Genomic DNA, 13,680 nt, shown 5'->3' on the forward strand with positions numbered 1-13,680 from the left:
TTGGAGCGGGAAACGAGACTCGAACTCGCGACCCCGACCTTGGCAAGGTCGTGCTCTACCAACTGAGCTATTCCCGCTCTGGGTCATAATTTCCGGTACTGAATCTGTTTGCGCTTGCTTGCAAATTCTTCATCGGTACGGGGTGCGCATTATACGAGAAATCCGTTTTGCCGCAAGCCCCTGAAAGCAAAAAAATCATTTTTTGGTTTAAGTGCCGATTAAAACAACAATATGCTGTTTTTACCAGCACCGGTTAATTATTTTTGAATAAAATGTTCGCGGTAGTAGGCCAGCTCAGCCACGGACTCGCGAATATCATCCAGTGCCTGATGAGTATTTTGCTTTTTAAAACCGGCCAAAATCTCGGGTTTCCAGCGGCGTGCCAGCTCTTTCAAGGTGCTGACATCCAGATAGCGGTAATGGAAGTATGCTTCCAACTCGGGCATATAACGGAACAGGAAGCGGCGATCTTGACCCACACTGTTACCACAGATAGGCGAAGTGCCAGCCGGAACCCACTGCTTTAGAAACTCAATGGTTTGCAATTCAGCATCATGATCATTAAACGGGCTGGCTTTGACCCGCTCGACCAAACCACTGCCAGTATGAGTGCGCACATTCCACTCATCCATTAGCCCAAGCTGCTCATCAGATTGATGGACAGCCAACACCGGGCCTTCTGCCAGGATATTCAAATTAGCATCGGTGACCAGCGTAGCGATCTCGATGATCCGATCCCTTTCAGGATCAAGACCGGTCATTTCCAGATCGATCCAGATCAGATTATTTTGATTTTCTGCCATGATATTTCCTGCCTGTTAGCTGGGGAGACTACCGAACAAACGGTTTATTGATAAAATAATGTGTATCATAGCCTTTTTGGTCGCAACCAGCGACATACCCAACGTAAGTGGGGTCGCAGCTAACCATTCTGAGGCTTCAAGTATGAAGAGTATAAATGCAGATTCAAGTGAGGCGCAGTGAGCAAGAATAAACTGTCCAAAGGTCAACAACGCCGTGTGCAGGCCAACCATCAGCGCCGGCTACGCACTGATAGAAAACCTGAGTTAGATGACTCTCAGCTTGGCGATGCGCAAGAAGGTATCGTAATCAGTCGTTTCGGTCAGCATGCTGATGTCGAAGCCGCCGATGGTGTTCAGCACCGTTGTAATATCCGTCGCACCATCAAGTCACTGGTTACCGGTGACCGCGTGGTCTGGCGTCCCGGCCTGCAAGCGCAGGAAGGCGTGCGGGTTAAAGGTATCGTCGAAGCCGTTCATGAGCGAACATCAGTTCTGACGCGCCCTGATCTCTATGACGGCGTGAAACCGATCGCGGCGAATATTGATCAGATCGTCATCGTTTCGGCGATCTTACCCGAACTTTCTCTCAATATTATCGACCGCTATCTGGTGGCCTGTGAAACATTGGATGTCGAGCCGTTAATCGTACTGAATAAAATCGATTTACTGGATGCTGATGGCCGCAAATTCGTTGACGGCATGATGGATATCTATCGCCGTATTGGCTACAACGTATTGGAAGTTTCCAGCCAGACCCGTGAAGGGATGGAAGCCTTTGAACAGGCGTTGGCTGGGCGGATAAGTATCTTTGCCGGTCAATCTGGTGTCGGTAAATCCAGCCTACTCAATGCGCTGTTACCGCCAACGGATAACGAAATTCTGGTGAATACCGTTTCGGACAACTCAGGTTTGGGCCAACACACCACCACCGCCGCTCGTTTGTATCATTTCCAGCATGGTGGTGATGTGATTGATTCACCGGGCGTTCGTGAATTCGGCCTCTGGCATCTGGCTCCGGAACAAATCACCCAAGGATTTGTCGAATTCCGTGATTATCTTGGCCATTGCAAATTCCGCGATTGTAGCCACACCAACGATCCCGGTTGTGCGCTACGCGAGGCGGTGGAGCAAGGCAAAATTGCCGAAGAGCGCTTTGATAATTACCATCGGATTCTGGAAAGTATGGAACAGGCAAAACCTCGCAAGACATCAGATAGCGACGAAAAGTGATGTCTTTATAACGGTTTTCAAATTCTATACTTAATGACTTACATCGTGGCGCATAGATACAATGCGCCCCCTAATTTTTATAGCTCATAGTTTTTATAGCTCATAGCAAACCCAAGAGGTCTACGTGCTGGACAGTATCAAGATCAGATTACAATATTTACTCCCCAAACAAGGCCTGACCCGCTTGGCTGGCTGGGGTGCGGATAAGCAAGCTGGCTGGTTGACACAACTGGTTATCAAGGCGTTTGCCCGCTACTACAAAGTCGATATGAAAGAAGCACAAGATCCTGAATTCTCTGCTTATCGCACATTTAACGAATTCTTTGTGCGCCCGCTACGTGCCGGTGCGCGCCCAGTTGTTGCTGAGGAAAATCTATTAGCTCAACCTGCTGATGGTGCTATCAGTCAGTTGGGTACCATTCATGATGGGCAAATCTTGCAAGCAAAAGGCCACGACTACAGTGTGGAAGCTTTGCTGGCAGGTAACTATATGCTCGCTGCCGAGTTCCAGAATGGTCAGTTTGTCACTACCTATCTGGCCCCTCGCGACTATCACCGGGTGCATATGCCGTGTGATGGTGTGTTGCGTGAAATGATTTATGTTCCGGGTGATTTATTCTCGGTCAATCCATTGACCGCAGCGAATGTTCCCAACCTGTTCGCCCGTAATGAGCGCGTTATTTGTATCTTTGATACCGCCTTTGGCCCGATGGCCCAAATTTTAGTGGGTGCTACTATCGTTGGCAGCATAGAAACTGTCTGGGCTGGCACCATTACGCCACCACGCGAAGGTGTTATTCGCCGCTGGACCTACCCACAAGCAGGGGCTGAAGGTGCGATAGCACTGGAGAAAGGGCAAGAAATGGGCCGCTTTAAATTAGGCTCGACGGTGATTAACCTGTTTGCTGAAGGCAAAGTATATTTAGCGCCACAGTTAAACAGCGGTTCGGTGACCCGCATGGGTGAAGTCCTTGCCGAAGCCGTCCCTGTTACTCCGCCGTGCTAGCCTTCGGCTTAAGGCATAATTGATGTTAAGGAGCCCTTACTTGCGTCCAATGATTTCCTGGCCTTTAAGCAAATTACTGCCTTTTGGCCTGCTACTGTCGTTTATCATGTTGTTATCCCTGCCGCTGCATGCGGCAACTCAGCCGAATGAAGAACAGCTCAGGCAAGAGTTGAAACAGGCTGAAGCCAATAAAGGGATGGCAAATCAGGCAGAAATTGTTCAGGCGCTGCAAGGGGCTCTTAGTTGGCTGGCGGATGCGAAAGAATCTGATATCCGCGCTCAGCAGTATCAAAAAGCCATTGATGATTTTCCCAAGCTGACCCGCGAACTACGCCAACAGTTAGCACAGGAAGGGGATAAACCTCTGCCGGTGCCTAACAATATGTCCACATCCGAGCTGGAACAGCAGGTGCTGCAAATCAGCAGCCAGTTGTTAGAGCTGAGCCGTCTGTCACAGCAAGAACAAGATCGCGCCCGCGAAATCAGTGAGTCACTCAATCAACTGCCACAACAGCAATCAGAAGCGCGACGAATTCTGACAGAAATCAGCTCGCGCTTGCAGGCGCAGAGCGGCCCAACCACGCCAGCCGCGCAAGCTCAACTGGCGTTATTGCAAGCTGAGGCCGTGGCGCGCAAAGCGAAAGTCAATGAGCTGGAGCTTTCCCAGCTTTCCGCCAATAATCGCCAGGAATTATCACGGCTACGGGCCGAACTCTACAAAAAGCGTCAGGAGCGGGTCGATACCCAGCTTCAGGCATTGCGTAATACCCTAAATAATCAGCGCCAACAGGCCGCAGAACAAGCACTTGAGCGAACAGAGCTACTGGCCGAGCAAGGTGGCGATTTACCGGCGTCGATTACTCAGCAGTTACAGATAAACCGTGAGTTGTCTCAAGCACTGAATCAGCAAGCGCAGCGCATCGATCTTATTTCCTCGCAGCAACGTCAGGCTGTCTCACAGACCCAGCAAGTCCGACAGGCACTCAGCACCATTCGTGAGCAGGCCCAGTGGCTAGGGGTTTCAACCGCATTAGGTGAAGCACTCCGCGCGCAGGTTTCCAGGTTGCCGGATGTACCAAAATCTCAGCAATTGGACCGCGATATGGCCCAGTTACGGGTACAGCGCCTGCAATATGAGGACATGCTCGAGAAGTTACAGCAGCAAAATGTCAAATTAACTCAAGATGATGGCACGCCACTCACCACCGAACAGCAGCGGATTCTGGATGCCCAGTGGCGTACGCAGCGTGAATTATTGAACTCTCTGCTCTCCGGTTATGACACCCAGATTCTTGAATTGACCAAGCTGAAAGTGGCTAACAGCCAGTTAGTGGATGCTTTAAGTGAAGTGCGTGAGGCCACACACCGTTACCTGTTTTGGGTCGCGGATGTCAGCCCGATTTCACTCTCCTATCCAGTGAATGTCGCTCATGATCTTACCCGCTTATTGTCGCTGGATACGCTGGCGCAGTTGAGTGGGGCCTTCGTGATGATGATGACTAATCAGGAGACATTGCTACCAATTATTGGTGCGCTACTGTTTGTTGGTTTCAGTATCAGCTCTCGCCGCCACTATCATGCCTTCCTTGAACGCGCCAGCAGCCGTGTAGGCAAAGTGACACAAGACCATTTTTCCCTGACGCTACGTACTGTGTTCTGGTCGATTTTGATGGCACTGCCGCTACCAGTTTTATGGGCCGCGGTCGGTTATGGATTGCAAAATGCCTGGTCGTATCCGATGGCAATTGCCATTGGGAATGCCGTTACCGCGACCGTACCGGTGCTGTGGGTATTTATGATAAGTGCTTCATTTGCCCACCCACATGGCCTGTTTATTACCCATTTCCGCTGGTCACCGACCCAAGTCGGGCGGGCAATGCGCTTCTATCGTATGTCAGTGTGGTTAATTATCCCGCTGATGATGGCACTGATTACCTTCGAGAATTATAACGACCGTGAATTCGCCGGCACACTGGGCCGGTTATGCTTTATTTTGCTATGTATCGCCTTGAGTTTGGTGACCAACAGCTTGAAGCGGGCCGGGATTCCTCTCTATCTGGATAAGAAAGGTTCTGGCGAGAATATCGTTAATGTGGCGCTGTGGGGGCTGCTGCTGTCCGCGCCATTGATTGCCGCATTAGCGTCTGCGCTGGGTTATCTCACCACATCACAGGCACTGTTGGCACGTCTGGAGACCTCGGTTGCTATCTGGTTCTTCTTGTTGGTGGTTTACCATATTATTCGCCGCTGGATGCTGATTCAGCGCCGCCGCATTGCCTTTGATCGTGCCAAGCAGCGACGTGCCGATATTCTGGCGCAACGCGCCCGTGGCGAGGATGATACGCCGCACAATAACAGCACCGAAGGTTCCATTGATGTAGAAGAGCCGGTAATTGATCTGGATGTGATCAGCGCCCAGTCTCTGCGGCTAGTGCGATCCATTCTGACCATGATCGCGTTGGTTTCAGTGATCGTGCTGTGGTCTGAGATTCACTCGGCTTTCGGTTTCCTGGAAAACATTCGGCTGTGGGATGTGTCATCGACGATCAATGGTATTGAGTCGGTACAGGCGATCACCATGGGATCATTATTGATCGCCATTTTGGTGATGATTGTGACTACCCAACTGGTGCGTAACCTCCCTGCGCTGCTGGAACTGGCGCTGTTACAGCATTTGGATCTCACGCCGGGAACAGGCTATGCCATTTCGACTATCACCAAGTATCTGTTAATCCTGTTCGGTAGCTTACTTGGCTTCTCAATGTTAGGGATTGAATGGGCAAAATTCCAATGGCTGGTTGCCGCACTGGGTTTGGGGTTAGGCTTTGGTTTGCAGGAGATTTTCGCTAACTTTGTCTCTGGCTTGATCATCTTGTTTGAGAAACCGATCCGTATCGGAGATACCGTGACCATCCGTGATCTCACCGGTAGCGTCACCAAAATCAATACCCGCGCGACCACTATCTCTGACTGGGACCGCAAAGAAATTATCGTGCCGAATAAGGCCTTTATCACTGAGCAATTTATTAACTGGTCACTGTCGGATTCCATTACCCGTGTAGTGCTAACTGTACCGGCTCCAGCAGAAACCAGCAGTGAGGAAGTGACGGAGGTATTACTGACCGCCGCGCGTCGCTGTACGTTGGTATTGGATAACCCGCCACCGGAGGTCTATTTGGTCGATCTCCAGCAAGGGATCCAGATTTTCGAGCTGCGTATCTATGCCGCTGAGATGGGCCACCGTATGCCACTGCGCCATGAGATCCACCAGCTGATTCTGGCGGGTTACCGCGAGCACGGTATTACTCTGCCGTTCCCACCTTTCCAGGCCCGTTTGGAAACACTGGGACGTGGGCGTGTGGTTTCTTCGAATCGTAGCCGCACACCGGGTAGTTTGTAAGATAAATCAGTGAGTAAGACACAAAAATGCCCTGAGCCTTCACAGGTCAGGGCATTTGAGGTTAATGATAAAGTGCTCGCTGCGGTGAAAACAGGCAGATCGTAAAGACGCCGTAAATACATCCATGTAGGCTCGAGCCGCGCCATCCCTGGCGCGGACGCTTTACTCTTCTGCCTGTCCTCACCTCCTGAGATCGAGTCGTCGAGGTTTGTCAGCAGTCTGAAATACCCTGAGCCTTCACAGGTCAGGGCATTTCTTTTAACACCGCTGCGGCGCCAAGGACGAAGAGGAATTAGGCAATATCGACCGGGAAGGCAATAACATCACTCAGCCTTTCCGCCCCCAGCGCCAACATCACCAAACGATCAACCCCTAATGCCACGCCAGAACAATCCGGTAAACCGTGCTTCAGGGCATCAATCAGATTCATATCAATGGGATGTTGTGGCAAACCCCGTTTTTCGCGGCTGCGATTATCTTGCTCAAAACGTTTCAATTGCTCATCGCCGTCAGTCAGCTCATGGAAACCATTCGCCAGCTCAATACCTTTAAAGTAAACCTCAAAGCGTTCTGCCACGCGGTGATCTTCTGTGCTGATCACAGCAAGAGAAGCCTGCGACGCCGGGAAGTGATAGACAAAAGCCGGTTTATCACGGCCAATATGGGGTTCAACCCCAACGGTGAACAGCAATTGCAGCAGCGTATCGCGATCTTCTTCTGTATCGGCAATATTGCTTAAATCCAGTTTGGCCGCGGCTTCGCGCAATTGCACTTTATCCGCTGACAGAGGGTCAATATCCAAATGACGCAAGAATGCCTGCTGATAAGAAAGCCTTTCTGAGCTATCGCAATCCAGAATTTGTTGCAGCAGATCATCAACCTCATCCATCAGACGATACATATCATAATGCGGGCGATACCATTCCAGCATAGTGAATTCAGGATTGTGATGACGGCCAGCTTCTTCATTGCGGAAACTGCGCCCCAATTGATAGATAGAGCCGCTACCCGCTGCCAACAGGCGCTTCATGTGATATTCCGGACTGGTCATCATGTACAGCGTCAAACCATCGGCAGCGCCCGGGCCAACAAACCGGGTTTGGAATGGGACTAAATGGATGTCCGTCACTGTCGCTTGGCTCATGGTGGGCGTTTCAACTTCTAATACGCCACGATCGGCAAAAAAGCGCCGGATCTCTGCCATTATTGCTGCGCGCTTCAACAAATTGGCGATGGGTGCACTCGGCTGCCAGCTTGCCGTTTCGCTCATGGTGGTTAACTCCGAAATCAAACAGGGGGTGCAGTCTACTCGCATCTACTCACTCAGACAAATCTGTCACTCATCTGCCAGATTTCCCCCTCGAATTCAGCATTTCACTCTGTGAAAAAGACTTTTGCCCAGCATATCCTGTCTGGGATCACGTTTTTGCTAGTAATGCCCTTGAGGTAGTTCAAATAAAACAAAACAATCGATCACATCAAATTTCTACCACTTAGCATTGGGTATAATTATTCCCATGTAAAAAGTAAGAAATAGCTATTCTTAATATCATCATTCTGGTCGCTGACTAATAAGTTAGCGGGATAATAATTTTAAAAATATATATAAATTTTAATTATATATACCAAAAATAATTCGAGTTGCAGGAAAGCGGCTATTGAGTGAGTCCCGATGAGCCTATCTATTTTAAGGTCAACAGGCAGTCAATGATTCGGGTAAACGAAAGCAGCCAACACACATGTAGCTTGAAGTATGACGGTATTTCACTTGAACAATGGAGAAGCGCAGTGCAAACCTTTAACGCCGATCTTGCCATTATCGGGGCCGGGGGAGCTGGTTTACGTGCAGCAATAGCCGCAGCGGAAGCCAACCCTCAGCTGAAGATTGCTCTGATCTCGAAAGTATACCCAATGCGTAGCCATACTGTGGCTGCCGAAGGGGGATCAGCTGCTGTCACACAGGACCACGATACCTTTGACTACCATTTCCACGATACCGTAGCCGGTGGCGACTGGTTATGCGAACAAGATGTTGTGGACCACTTTGTCCATAGCTGCCCGGAAGAAATGGCACAGTTGGAAATTTGGGGCTGCCCATGGAGCCGTAAGCCAGATGGTTCTGTTAACGTCCGTCGTTTCGGCGGAATGAAAATTGAACGGACCTGGTTTGCAGCAGATAAAACCGGCTTCCACATGCTACACACCCTGTTCCAGACCTCTTTAAAATACCCACAAATTCAACGATTTGATGAGCATTTTGTGCTGGATATTCTGGTAGATGATGGTCAGGCTCGTGGTGTTGTTGCCATGAATATGATGGAAGGCACTCGGGTACAAATCCGTGCCAATGCTGTGGTCATGGCCACTGGCGGCGCAGGTCGGGTTTATCGTTATAACACCAACGGCGGTATTGTTACCGGTGATGGTATGGGGATGGCTTTCCACCACGGCGTGCCACTGCGTGACATGGAATTTGTGCAATATCACCCTACCGGCTTACCGGGTTCAGGCATCTTGATGACCGAAGGTTGTCGTGGTGAGGGCGGTATTCTGGTCAACAAAGATGGCTACCGTTATTTGCAGGATTACGGCATGGGGCCAGAAACCCCGCTCGGCGAGCCAAAGAACAAATACATGGAACTCGGCCCGCGCGATAAAGTATCGCAAGCCTTCTGGCATGAATGGCGTGCTGGCCGCACTATCGCCACGCCGCGTGGTGATGTGGTCTATCTGGACTTACGCCACTTGGGCGAGAAAAAACTGCTTGAGCGCCTGCCATTCATCTGTGAATTGGCAAAAGCTTATGTCGGTGTTGATCCGGTTAAAGAGCCAATCCCGGTGCGCCCAACCGCGCATTACACCATGGGCGGCATCGAAACCAACCAGCAGTGTGAAACCCGAATCAAAGGGCTGTTCGCTGTTGGTGAATGTTCTTCTGTTGGCCTGCACGGCGCAAACCGTCTGGGCTCCAACTCACTGGCAGAACTGGTGGTCTTTGGCCGTCTTGCTGGCGAACAAGCTGCTCAGCGCGCCATGGAAAGCAACCCTGCCAATGGCAGTGCGCTGGATGCACAGGCCCGTGATGTGGAAACTCGCCTGAGCAACCTGATGAAACAGGAAGGCACTGAAAACTGGTCTAAAATCCGTGATGAAATGGGCTTATCAATGGAAGAAGGTTGTGGCATTTACCGCACACCGGAACTGATGCAGAAGACCGTGGATAAGCTGGCTGAGCTGAAAGAGCGCTTCAAACGCGTGAAAATCACCGATAACTCCAGTGTTTTCAATACCGACCTGCTCTATACCATTGAGCTGGGTTATGGTTTAGATGTGGCCGAATGTATGGCCCACTCTGCACTGAATCGTAGAGAATCCCGCGGGGCGCACCAACGTCTGGATGAAGGCTGCACCGAACGTGATGATGTGAACTTCCTCAAACACACGCTGGCCTTCCATACCCCTGGCGGCGCACCACGCCTTGAATACAGCGACGTAAAAATTACCAAGCTGGCCCCGGCAAAACGCGTTTATGGTGGTGAAGCTACCGCCCAAGATGCCAAAGATGCAAAAGATTTAAAGGATAAGGAGCAGGCGAATGACTGATATGAAACTCCTGAAAATGGAAGTCATGCGCTATAACCCGGAACGTGATAGCGAACCTCACTTCGAAACCTTTGAAGTGCCTTACGATGAGCAGACCTCTCTGCTGGATGCGTTGGGGTATATCAAAGATAACCTGGCACCAGATCTGTCTTATCGCTGGTCTTGCCGGATGGCCATTTGTGGCTCGTGCGGCATGATGGTCAACAAAGTGCCAAAACTCGCCTGTAAGACTTTCCTGCGCGAATATACCGGTGGGATGAAGGTTGAGGCGCTGGGTAACTTCCCAATCGAGCGCGATTTAGTGGTTGATATGACTCACTTTATTGAAAGTCTGGAAGCCATCAAACCTTATATCATTGGCAATGAGCGTAAACCTAAAGACGGTCCGAATAAGCAGACTCCGGCCCAAATGGCGAAATACCACCAGTTCTCTGGCTGTATTAACTGTGGCCTGTGCTATGCCGCCTGCCCGCAGTTTGGTCTGAATCCTGAGTTTATTGGCCCAGCAGCCATCACTCTGGCTCACCGTTACAATCTGGATAACCGTGATCACGGTAAGAAAGAGCGTATGCCACCGCTTAACGGCAAAAATGGTGTCTGGAGTTGTACCTTTGTTGGCTACTGTTCTGAAGTTTGTCCTAAGCACGTTGACCCTGCAGCTGCTATCCAGCAAGGCAAGGTTGAGAGTGCAAAAGACTTCATGATCGCCATGCTGAAACCACAATAAGGGAGGGGAAACAGTAATGACTACTAAACGTAAAGCTTACGTCCGTACCATGGCCCCGAACTGGTGGCAACAGCTCGGTTTTTATCGCTTTTATATGTTGCGTGAAGGCACTTCCGTACCCACAGTCTGGTTCAGTATTCTGTTGATTTACGGAGTGTTCGCACTGAAAAGTGGCCCAGCAGGGTGGGAAGGCTTTGTTGGATTCCTGCAAAATCCGCTGGTGCTACTGATCAATATCATTACGTTATTGGCCGCTGTGTTACATACCAAAACTTGGTTTGAACTGGCACCAAAGGCCGCCAATATTATTGTTAAAGACGAAAAAATGGGTCCAGAGCCAGTTATCAAGGCGCTGTGGGTTGTGACTATCGTGGCTACCGCGATTATTCTGGCCGTTGCCTTACTCTAACCCGGAGGAGAACAAGATGAATCAAGTCCCTAAGCGCTCCGATGAACCTATCTTCTGGGGTCTGTTCGGTGCCGGCGGCATGTGGAGTGCCATTATTGCACCTGCAGTTATTCTGTTGGTTGCTATTTTGCTGCCACTGGGTGCCTTCCCAGGAGAAGCATTAAGCTATGAGCGCGTGCTGGCATTTTGTCAGAGTTTCATTGGCCGGGTATTCCTGCTGCTGATGATTATTCTGCCACTGTGGTGTGGTTTACATCGCATCCACCACGCCATGCATGATTTGAATATCCACGTCCCCGCCGGGAAATGGGTATTCTATGGCCTGGCTGCCATTCTGAGTGTGGTCGCTATCATCGGTGTTCTGACACTGTAATTGCCCACACCCTATCAGCGGCCCGTGCTTATGCCGGGCCGTTTTTTTCTACCACCAACAACTTATCCCGCTAATACTTATTCTGCTAATATCACGTTCCACCAATAACTCAGATTCATCCATTTGCCTCTTTTATAAGTGATAGCTATTCTCAGTTACAGACTAATAACTGAAATACTAAGGAATACAGATGCGTCTGTGGTCAAAATTATCCGTAATAACAGCAACGTTGCTTTCTGTCGCTTGTGGTGTCACGCCGCCAAAAGACGTGAAAATCGTCGATAACTTCCAACTACCCCGCTATCTCGGCACCTGGTATGAAATTGCCCGACTGGACCATTCCTTTGAGCGCGGATTAAATAATGTCACTGCTAATTACTCACCCCGTGATGATGGCGGTGTAAAAGTTATTAATCGGGGTTATAACGCGAAGAAACAGCAATGGCAGGAGAGTATCGGCAAAGCCTATTTTATTGGTTCTCCGCAACAAGCCTCACTGAAAGTCTCTTTCTTTGGTCCATTTTATGGCGGCTATAATGTCATTGATTTAGATGATGAATATCAACATGCGTTGATTGCTGGCCCTAACCGGGAATATCTGTGGATATTATCCCGCACGCCGACGATTGATAACCAAACCCGCGATCGTTTGGTGTCTGTCGCGCAGCATTATGGTTTCCCGGTGGAAGAGTTGATATGGGTTAAACAAGGGGAGATCCCTCCCCTATAATTTATGAAGCCAGCTTCAGCCCGATAATTCCGGCTAAAATAAGCCCCAGACTAAATATGCGCGCCAAGCTGGCCGATTCCCCTAGTAGCACAATGCCTAGAATAGCGGTTCCCACTGCACCAATACCGGTCCAGACCGCATAAGCCGTGCCTGCTGGGAGTGTTTTCATGGCATAGGCCAATAAGAAGACACTGGCTGCCATGGCGACCAGAGTAACAATACTGGGTGTCAGACGCGTAAAACCATGGGAATATTTCAGGCCGATAGCCCAAATCACTTCTAACAAACCTGCAATAACCAGAATAATCCAAGCCATGGTAACCACCTCGCTCAGGCGGGGTCGTCCCCGAAAAAAACAGATGCGTGCCGGGTCGTCCCAGGCAGCCGATAAGTAAGGGTGATACGTTATCACTCTAAATAATAAGCTTCAATATTATGCTCAATCAAAAATAAAGCCGGCGACAATTGCCGCCGATAACAATGCAACTTGCAGTCTATTCAGCACTGCGTTCAATAGCACTACCCGCGCTTTGAACATCTTTACCCACACCTTTGGTGGTATTGCAGGCGCTCAATGAAGAGATAACTAACAATGAGAAAATAATGGCGATGCTTTTCTTCAACATTATAGAAGATCCTTATGGTATGAAATTATCTATACGCTCTATAAGGATAGTCAAAAAAATAGCATTGCACTTTTTCTGACTTAAATTGCTGTAATGGATAGCTAACCCCAGATAGCAGAAAACCGCCGATTAAGCGGTTTTCTTTCATTCTCAGCGTAACTTTCGCACAGCTTTACGGTGCTGGCTTACTTAACGCGAGAAACGTATTCGCCAGAGCGAGTATCAACTTTGATGACTTCGCCAACCTGTACGAATAGTGGCACTTTGACCACTGCACCGGTGCTCAGCGTTGCTGGCTTACCACCCGTACCGGCAGTATCACCTTTCAGGCCTGGGTCAGTGTCAACAATTTCGAGTTCAATAAAGTTTGGTGGGGTCACAGAAATAGGCTGACCATTCCACAGAGTTACGATACATTCAGCTTGGTCAATCAACCACTTAGCATTATCACCAATGGCTTTAGCATCGGCTTGCAGTTGTTCGTAAGTCTCATTATTCATGAAGTGCCAGAACTCACCGTCGTTGTACAGGTAAGTCAGGTTCAGATCGTTAACGTCAGCGCCTTCCAGAGAATCGGTTGATTTGAAAGTCTTTTCAACGCGCCCGCCAGTCAGCAGACGGCGCATCTTAACACGAGCAAAAGCCTGGCCTTTGCCTGGTTTTACGAACTCGCTGGACTCAACTGCATAAGGCTCGCCCTCGAACATGATTTTAAGACCGGGACGAAAATCGTTGCTATAATAACTGGCCATGATGGTCCTCAAGAAACTGGT

The 13,680-nt window shown here is 49.7% G+C and carries 13 protein-coding genes, 1 tRNA gene and 1 pseudogene; 8 read left to right on the forward strand and 7 right to left on the reverse strand.

From position 1 onward, the window contains the following. Nucleotide 1: 1 nt before the first annotated feature. Both QSV56_RS18665 and orn read right to left on the reverse strand, forming a co-directional pair. Nucleotides 2-77, reverse strand: a tRNA-Gly gene (locus QSV56_RS18665). Nucleotides 78-257: 180 nt separating this feature from the next. Further along, nucleotides 258-803, reverse strand: coding sequence for an oligoribonuclease (orn, locus tag QSV56_RS18670; protein WP_011815420.1), 546 nt, complete (start codon nucleotides 801-803; stop codon nucleotides 258-260). Nucleotides 804-980: 177 nt separating this feature from the next. On the opposite strand from orn, the gene rsgA reads away from it, so the two are divergent. From rsgA to mscM, 3 genes are all read left to right on the forward strand, one after another. Continuing rightward, nucleotides 981-2,033, forward strand: a complete 1,053-nt coding sequence (gene rsgA / locus QSV56_RS18675; RefSeq protein WP_011815419.1) for a small ribosomal subunit biogenesis GTPase RsgA — start codon at nucleotides 981-983, stop codon at nucleotides 2,031-2,033. A 124-nt stretch (nucleotides 2,034-2,157) separates the two neighbouring features. Next, nucleotides 2,158-3,039 carry an archaetidylserine decarboxylase gene (gene asd, locus QSV56_RS18680; RefSeq protein WP_019084265.1) on the forward strand — a complete coding sequence of 294 codons (882 nt, stop codon included), beginning with the start codon at nucleotides 2,158-2,160 and terminating at the stop codon, nucleotides 3,037-3,039. Nucleotides 3,040-3,079: 40 nt separating this feature from the next. Continuing rightward, nucleotides 3,080-6,439 (forward strand): miniconductance mechanosensitive channel MscM, encoded by a 3,360-nt coding sequence (gene mscM, locus QSV56_RS18685; RefSeq protein WP_050334810.1) that lies wholly within the window; start codon nucleotides 3,080-3,082, stop codon nucleotides 6,437-6,439. A 57-nt stretch (nucleotides 6,440-6,496) separates the two neighbouring features. On the opposite strand, the pseudogene QSV56_RS22000 reads toward mscM, so the two are convergent. Next, nucleotides 6,497-6,565 (reverse strand): annotated as a pseudogene (locus QSV56_RS22000) (gluconate 5-dehydrogenase); the annotation flags it as partial. Between the two features lie 166 nt (nucleotides 6,566-6,731). Further along, complete coding sequence (epmA, locus tag QSV56_RS18690; RefSeq protein WP_050131036.1) at nucleotides 6,732-7,709, reverse strand: elongation factor P--(R)-beta-lysine ligase; 978 nt, start codon at nucleotides 7,707-7,709, stop codon at nucleotides 6,732-6,734. Nucleotides 7,710-8,227: 518 nt separating this feature from the next. Here epmA and frdA point away from each other — a divergent pair. The 5 genes from frdA (at nucleotide 8,228) to blc (ending at nucleotide 12,281) form a co-directional block, all read left to right on the forward strand. Continuing rightward, nucleotides 8,228-10,042, forward strand: coding sequence for a fumarate reductase (quinol) flavoprotein subunit (frdA, locus tag QSV56_RS18695; RefSeq protein ID WP_046695517.1), 1,815 nt, complete (start codon nucleotides 8,228-8,230; stop codon nucleotides 10,040-10,042). Next, nucleotides 10,035-10,769 (forward strand): succinate dehydrogenase/fumarate reductase iron-sulfur subunit, encoded by a 735-nt coding sequence (locus tag QSV56_RS18700; protein ID WP_301213260.1) that lies wholly within the window; start codon nucleotides 10,035-10,037, stop codon nucleotides 10,767-10,769. Before frdA ends, QSV56_RS18700 begins: the two co-directional genes overlap by 8 nt. 16 nt (nucleotides 10,770-10,785) lie before the next feature. Next, nucleotides 10,786-11,178: a fumarate reductase subunit FrdC gene (frdC, locus tag QSV56_RS18705; RefSeq protein WP_005175556.1), complete on the forward strand. Its 393-nt coding sequence runs from the start codon at nucleotides 10,786-10,788 to the stop codon at nucleotides 11,176-11,178. Nucleotides 11,179-11,194: 16 nt separating this feature from the next. Next, complete coding sequence (frdD, locus tag QSV56_RS18710) at nucleotides 11,195-11,551, forward strand: fumarate reductase subunit FrdD (protein ID WP_005175559.1); 357 nt, start codon at nucleotides 11,195-11,197, stop codon at nucleotides 11,549-11,551. A 190-nt stretch (nucleotides 11,552-11,741) separates the two neighbouring features. Continuing rightward, the gene (gene blc / locus QSV56_RS18715; protein ID WP_019084267.1) at nucleotides 11,742-12,281 is read left to right on the forward strand and encodes an outer membrane lipoprotein Blc; all 540 of its coding nucleotides are present in this window, start codon (nucleotides 11,742-11,744) and stop codon (nucleotides 12,279-12,281) included. 1 nt (nucleotide 12,282) lies between these two features. Here the strand turns inward: blc and sugE are convergent, their stop codons facing one another. From sugE to efp, 3 genes are all read right to left on the reverse strand, one after another. Beyond that, entirely contained in the window at nucleotides 12,283-12,597 is a 315-nt protein-coding gene (gene sugE, locus QSV56_RS18720) for a quaternary ammonium compound efflux SMR transporter SugE (RefSeq protein WP_046051722.1), read from the reverse strand. A gap of 178 nt (nucleotides 12,598-12,775) precedes the next feature. Next, nucleotides 12,776-12,907 carry an entericidin A/B family lipoprotein gene (locus QSV56_RS18725; protein WP_004392446.1) on the reverse strand — a complete coding sequence of 44 codons (132 nt, stop codon included), beginning with the start codon at nucleotides 12,905-12,907 and terminating at the stop codon, nucleotides 12,776-12,778. Nucleotides 12,908-13,092: 185 nt separating this feature from the next. Next, nucleotides 13,093-13,659 carry an elongation factor P gene (gene efp, locus QSV56_RS18730; RefSeq protein WP_005156473.1) on the reverse strand — a complete coding sequence of 189 codons (567 nt, stop codon included), beginning with the start codon at nucleotides 13,657-13,659 and terminating at the stop codon, nucleotides 13,093-13,095. Nucleotides 13,660-13,680 lie beyond the last annotated feature (21 nt).

Origin of the sequence: Yersinia sp. 22-579, from assembly GCF_030433455.1 — a bacterium.
Taxonomy (GTDB): domain Bacteria; phylum Pseudomonadota; class Gammaproteobacteria; order Enterobacterales; family Enterobacteriaceae; genus Yersinia; species Yersinia enterocolitica.

What these genes read in the sequence shown, in the direction of transcription:
- frdC (WP_005175556.1), top strand. Translation starts at nt 10,786, where the DNA reads ATGACTACTAAACGTAAAGCTTACGTCCGTACCATGGCCCCGAACTGG.
- efp (WP_005156473.1), bottom strand. Translation starts at nt 13,659, where the DNA reads ATGGCCAGTTATTATAGCAACGATTTTCGTCCCGGTCTTAAAATCATG.
- sugE (WP_046051722.1), bottom strand. Translation starts at nt 12,597, where the DNA reads ATGGCTTGGATTATTCTGGTTATTGCAGGTTTGTTAGAAGTGATTTGG.
- epmA (WP_050131036.1), bottom strand. Translation starts at nt 7,709, where the DNA reads ATGAGCGAAACGGCAAGCTGGCAGCCGAGTGCACCCATCGCCAATTTG.
- blc (WP_019084267.1), top strand. Translation starts at nt 11,742, where the DNA reads ATGCGTCTGTGGTCAAAATTATCCGTAATAACAGCAACGTTGCTTTCT.
- QSV56_RS18725 (WP_004392446.1), bottom strand. Translation starts at nt 12,907, where the DNA reads ATGTTGAAGAAAAGCATCGCCATTATTTTCTCATTGTTAGTTATCTCT.
- QSV56_RS18700 (WP_301213260.1), top strand. Translation starts at nt 10,035, where the DNA reads ATGACTGATATGAAACTCCTGAAAATGGAAGTCATGCGCTATAACCCG.
- orn (WP_011815420.1), bottom strand. Translation starts at nt 803, where the DNA reads ATGGCAGAAAATCAAAATAATCTGATCTGGATCGATCTGGAAATGACC.
- frdD (WP_005175559.1), top strand. Translation starts at nt 11,195, where the DNA reads ATGAATCAAGTCCCTAAGCGCTCCGATGAACCTATCTTCTGGGGTCTG.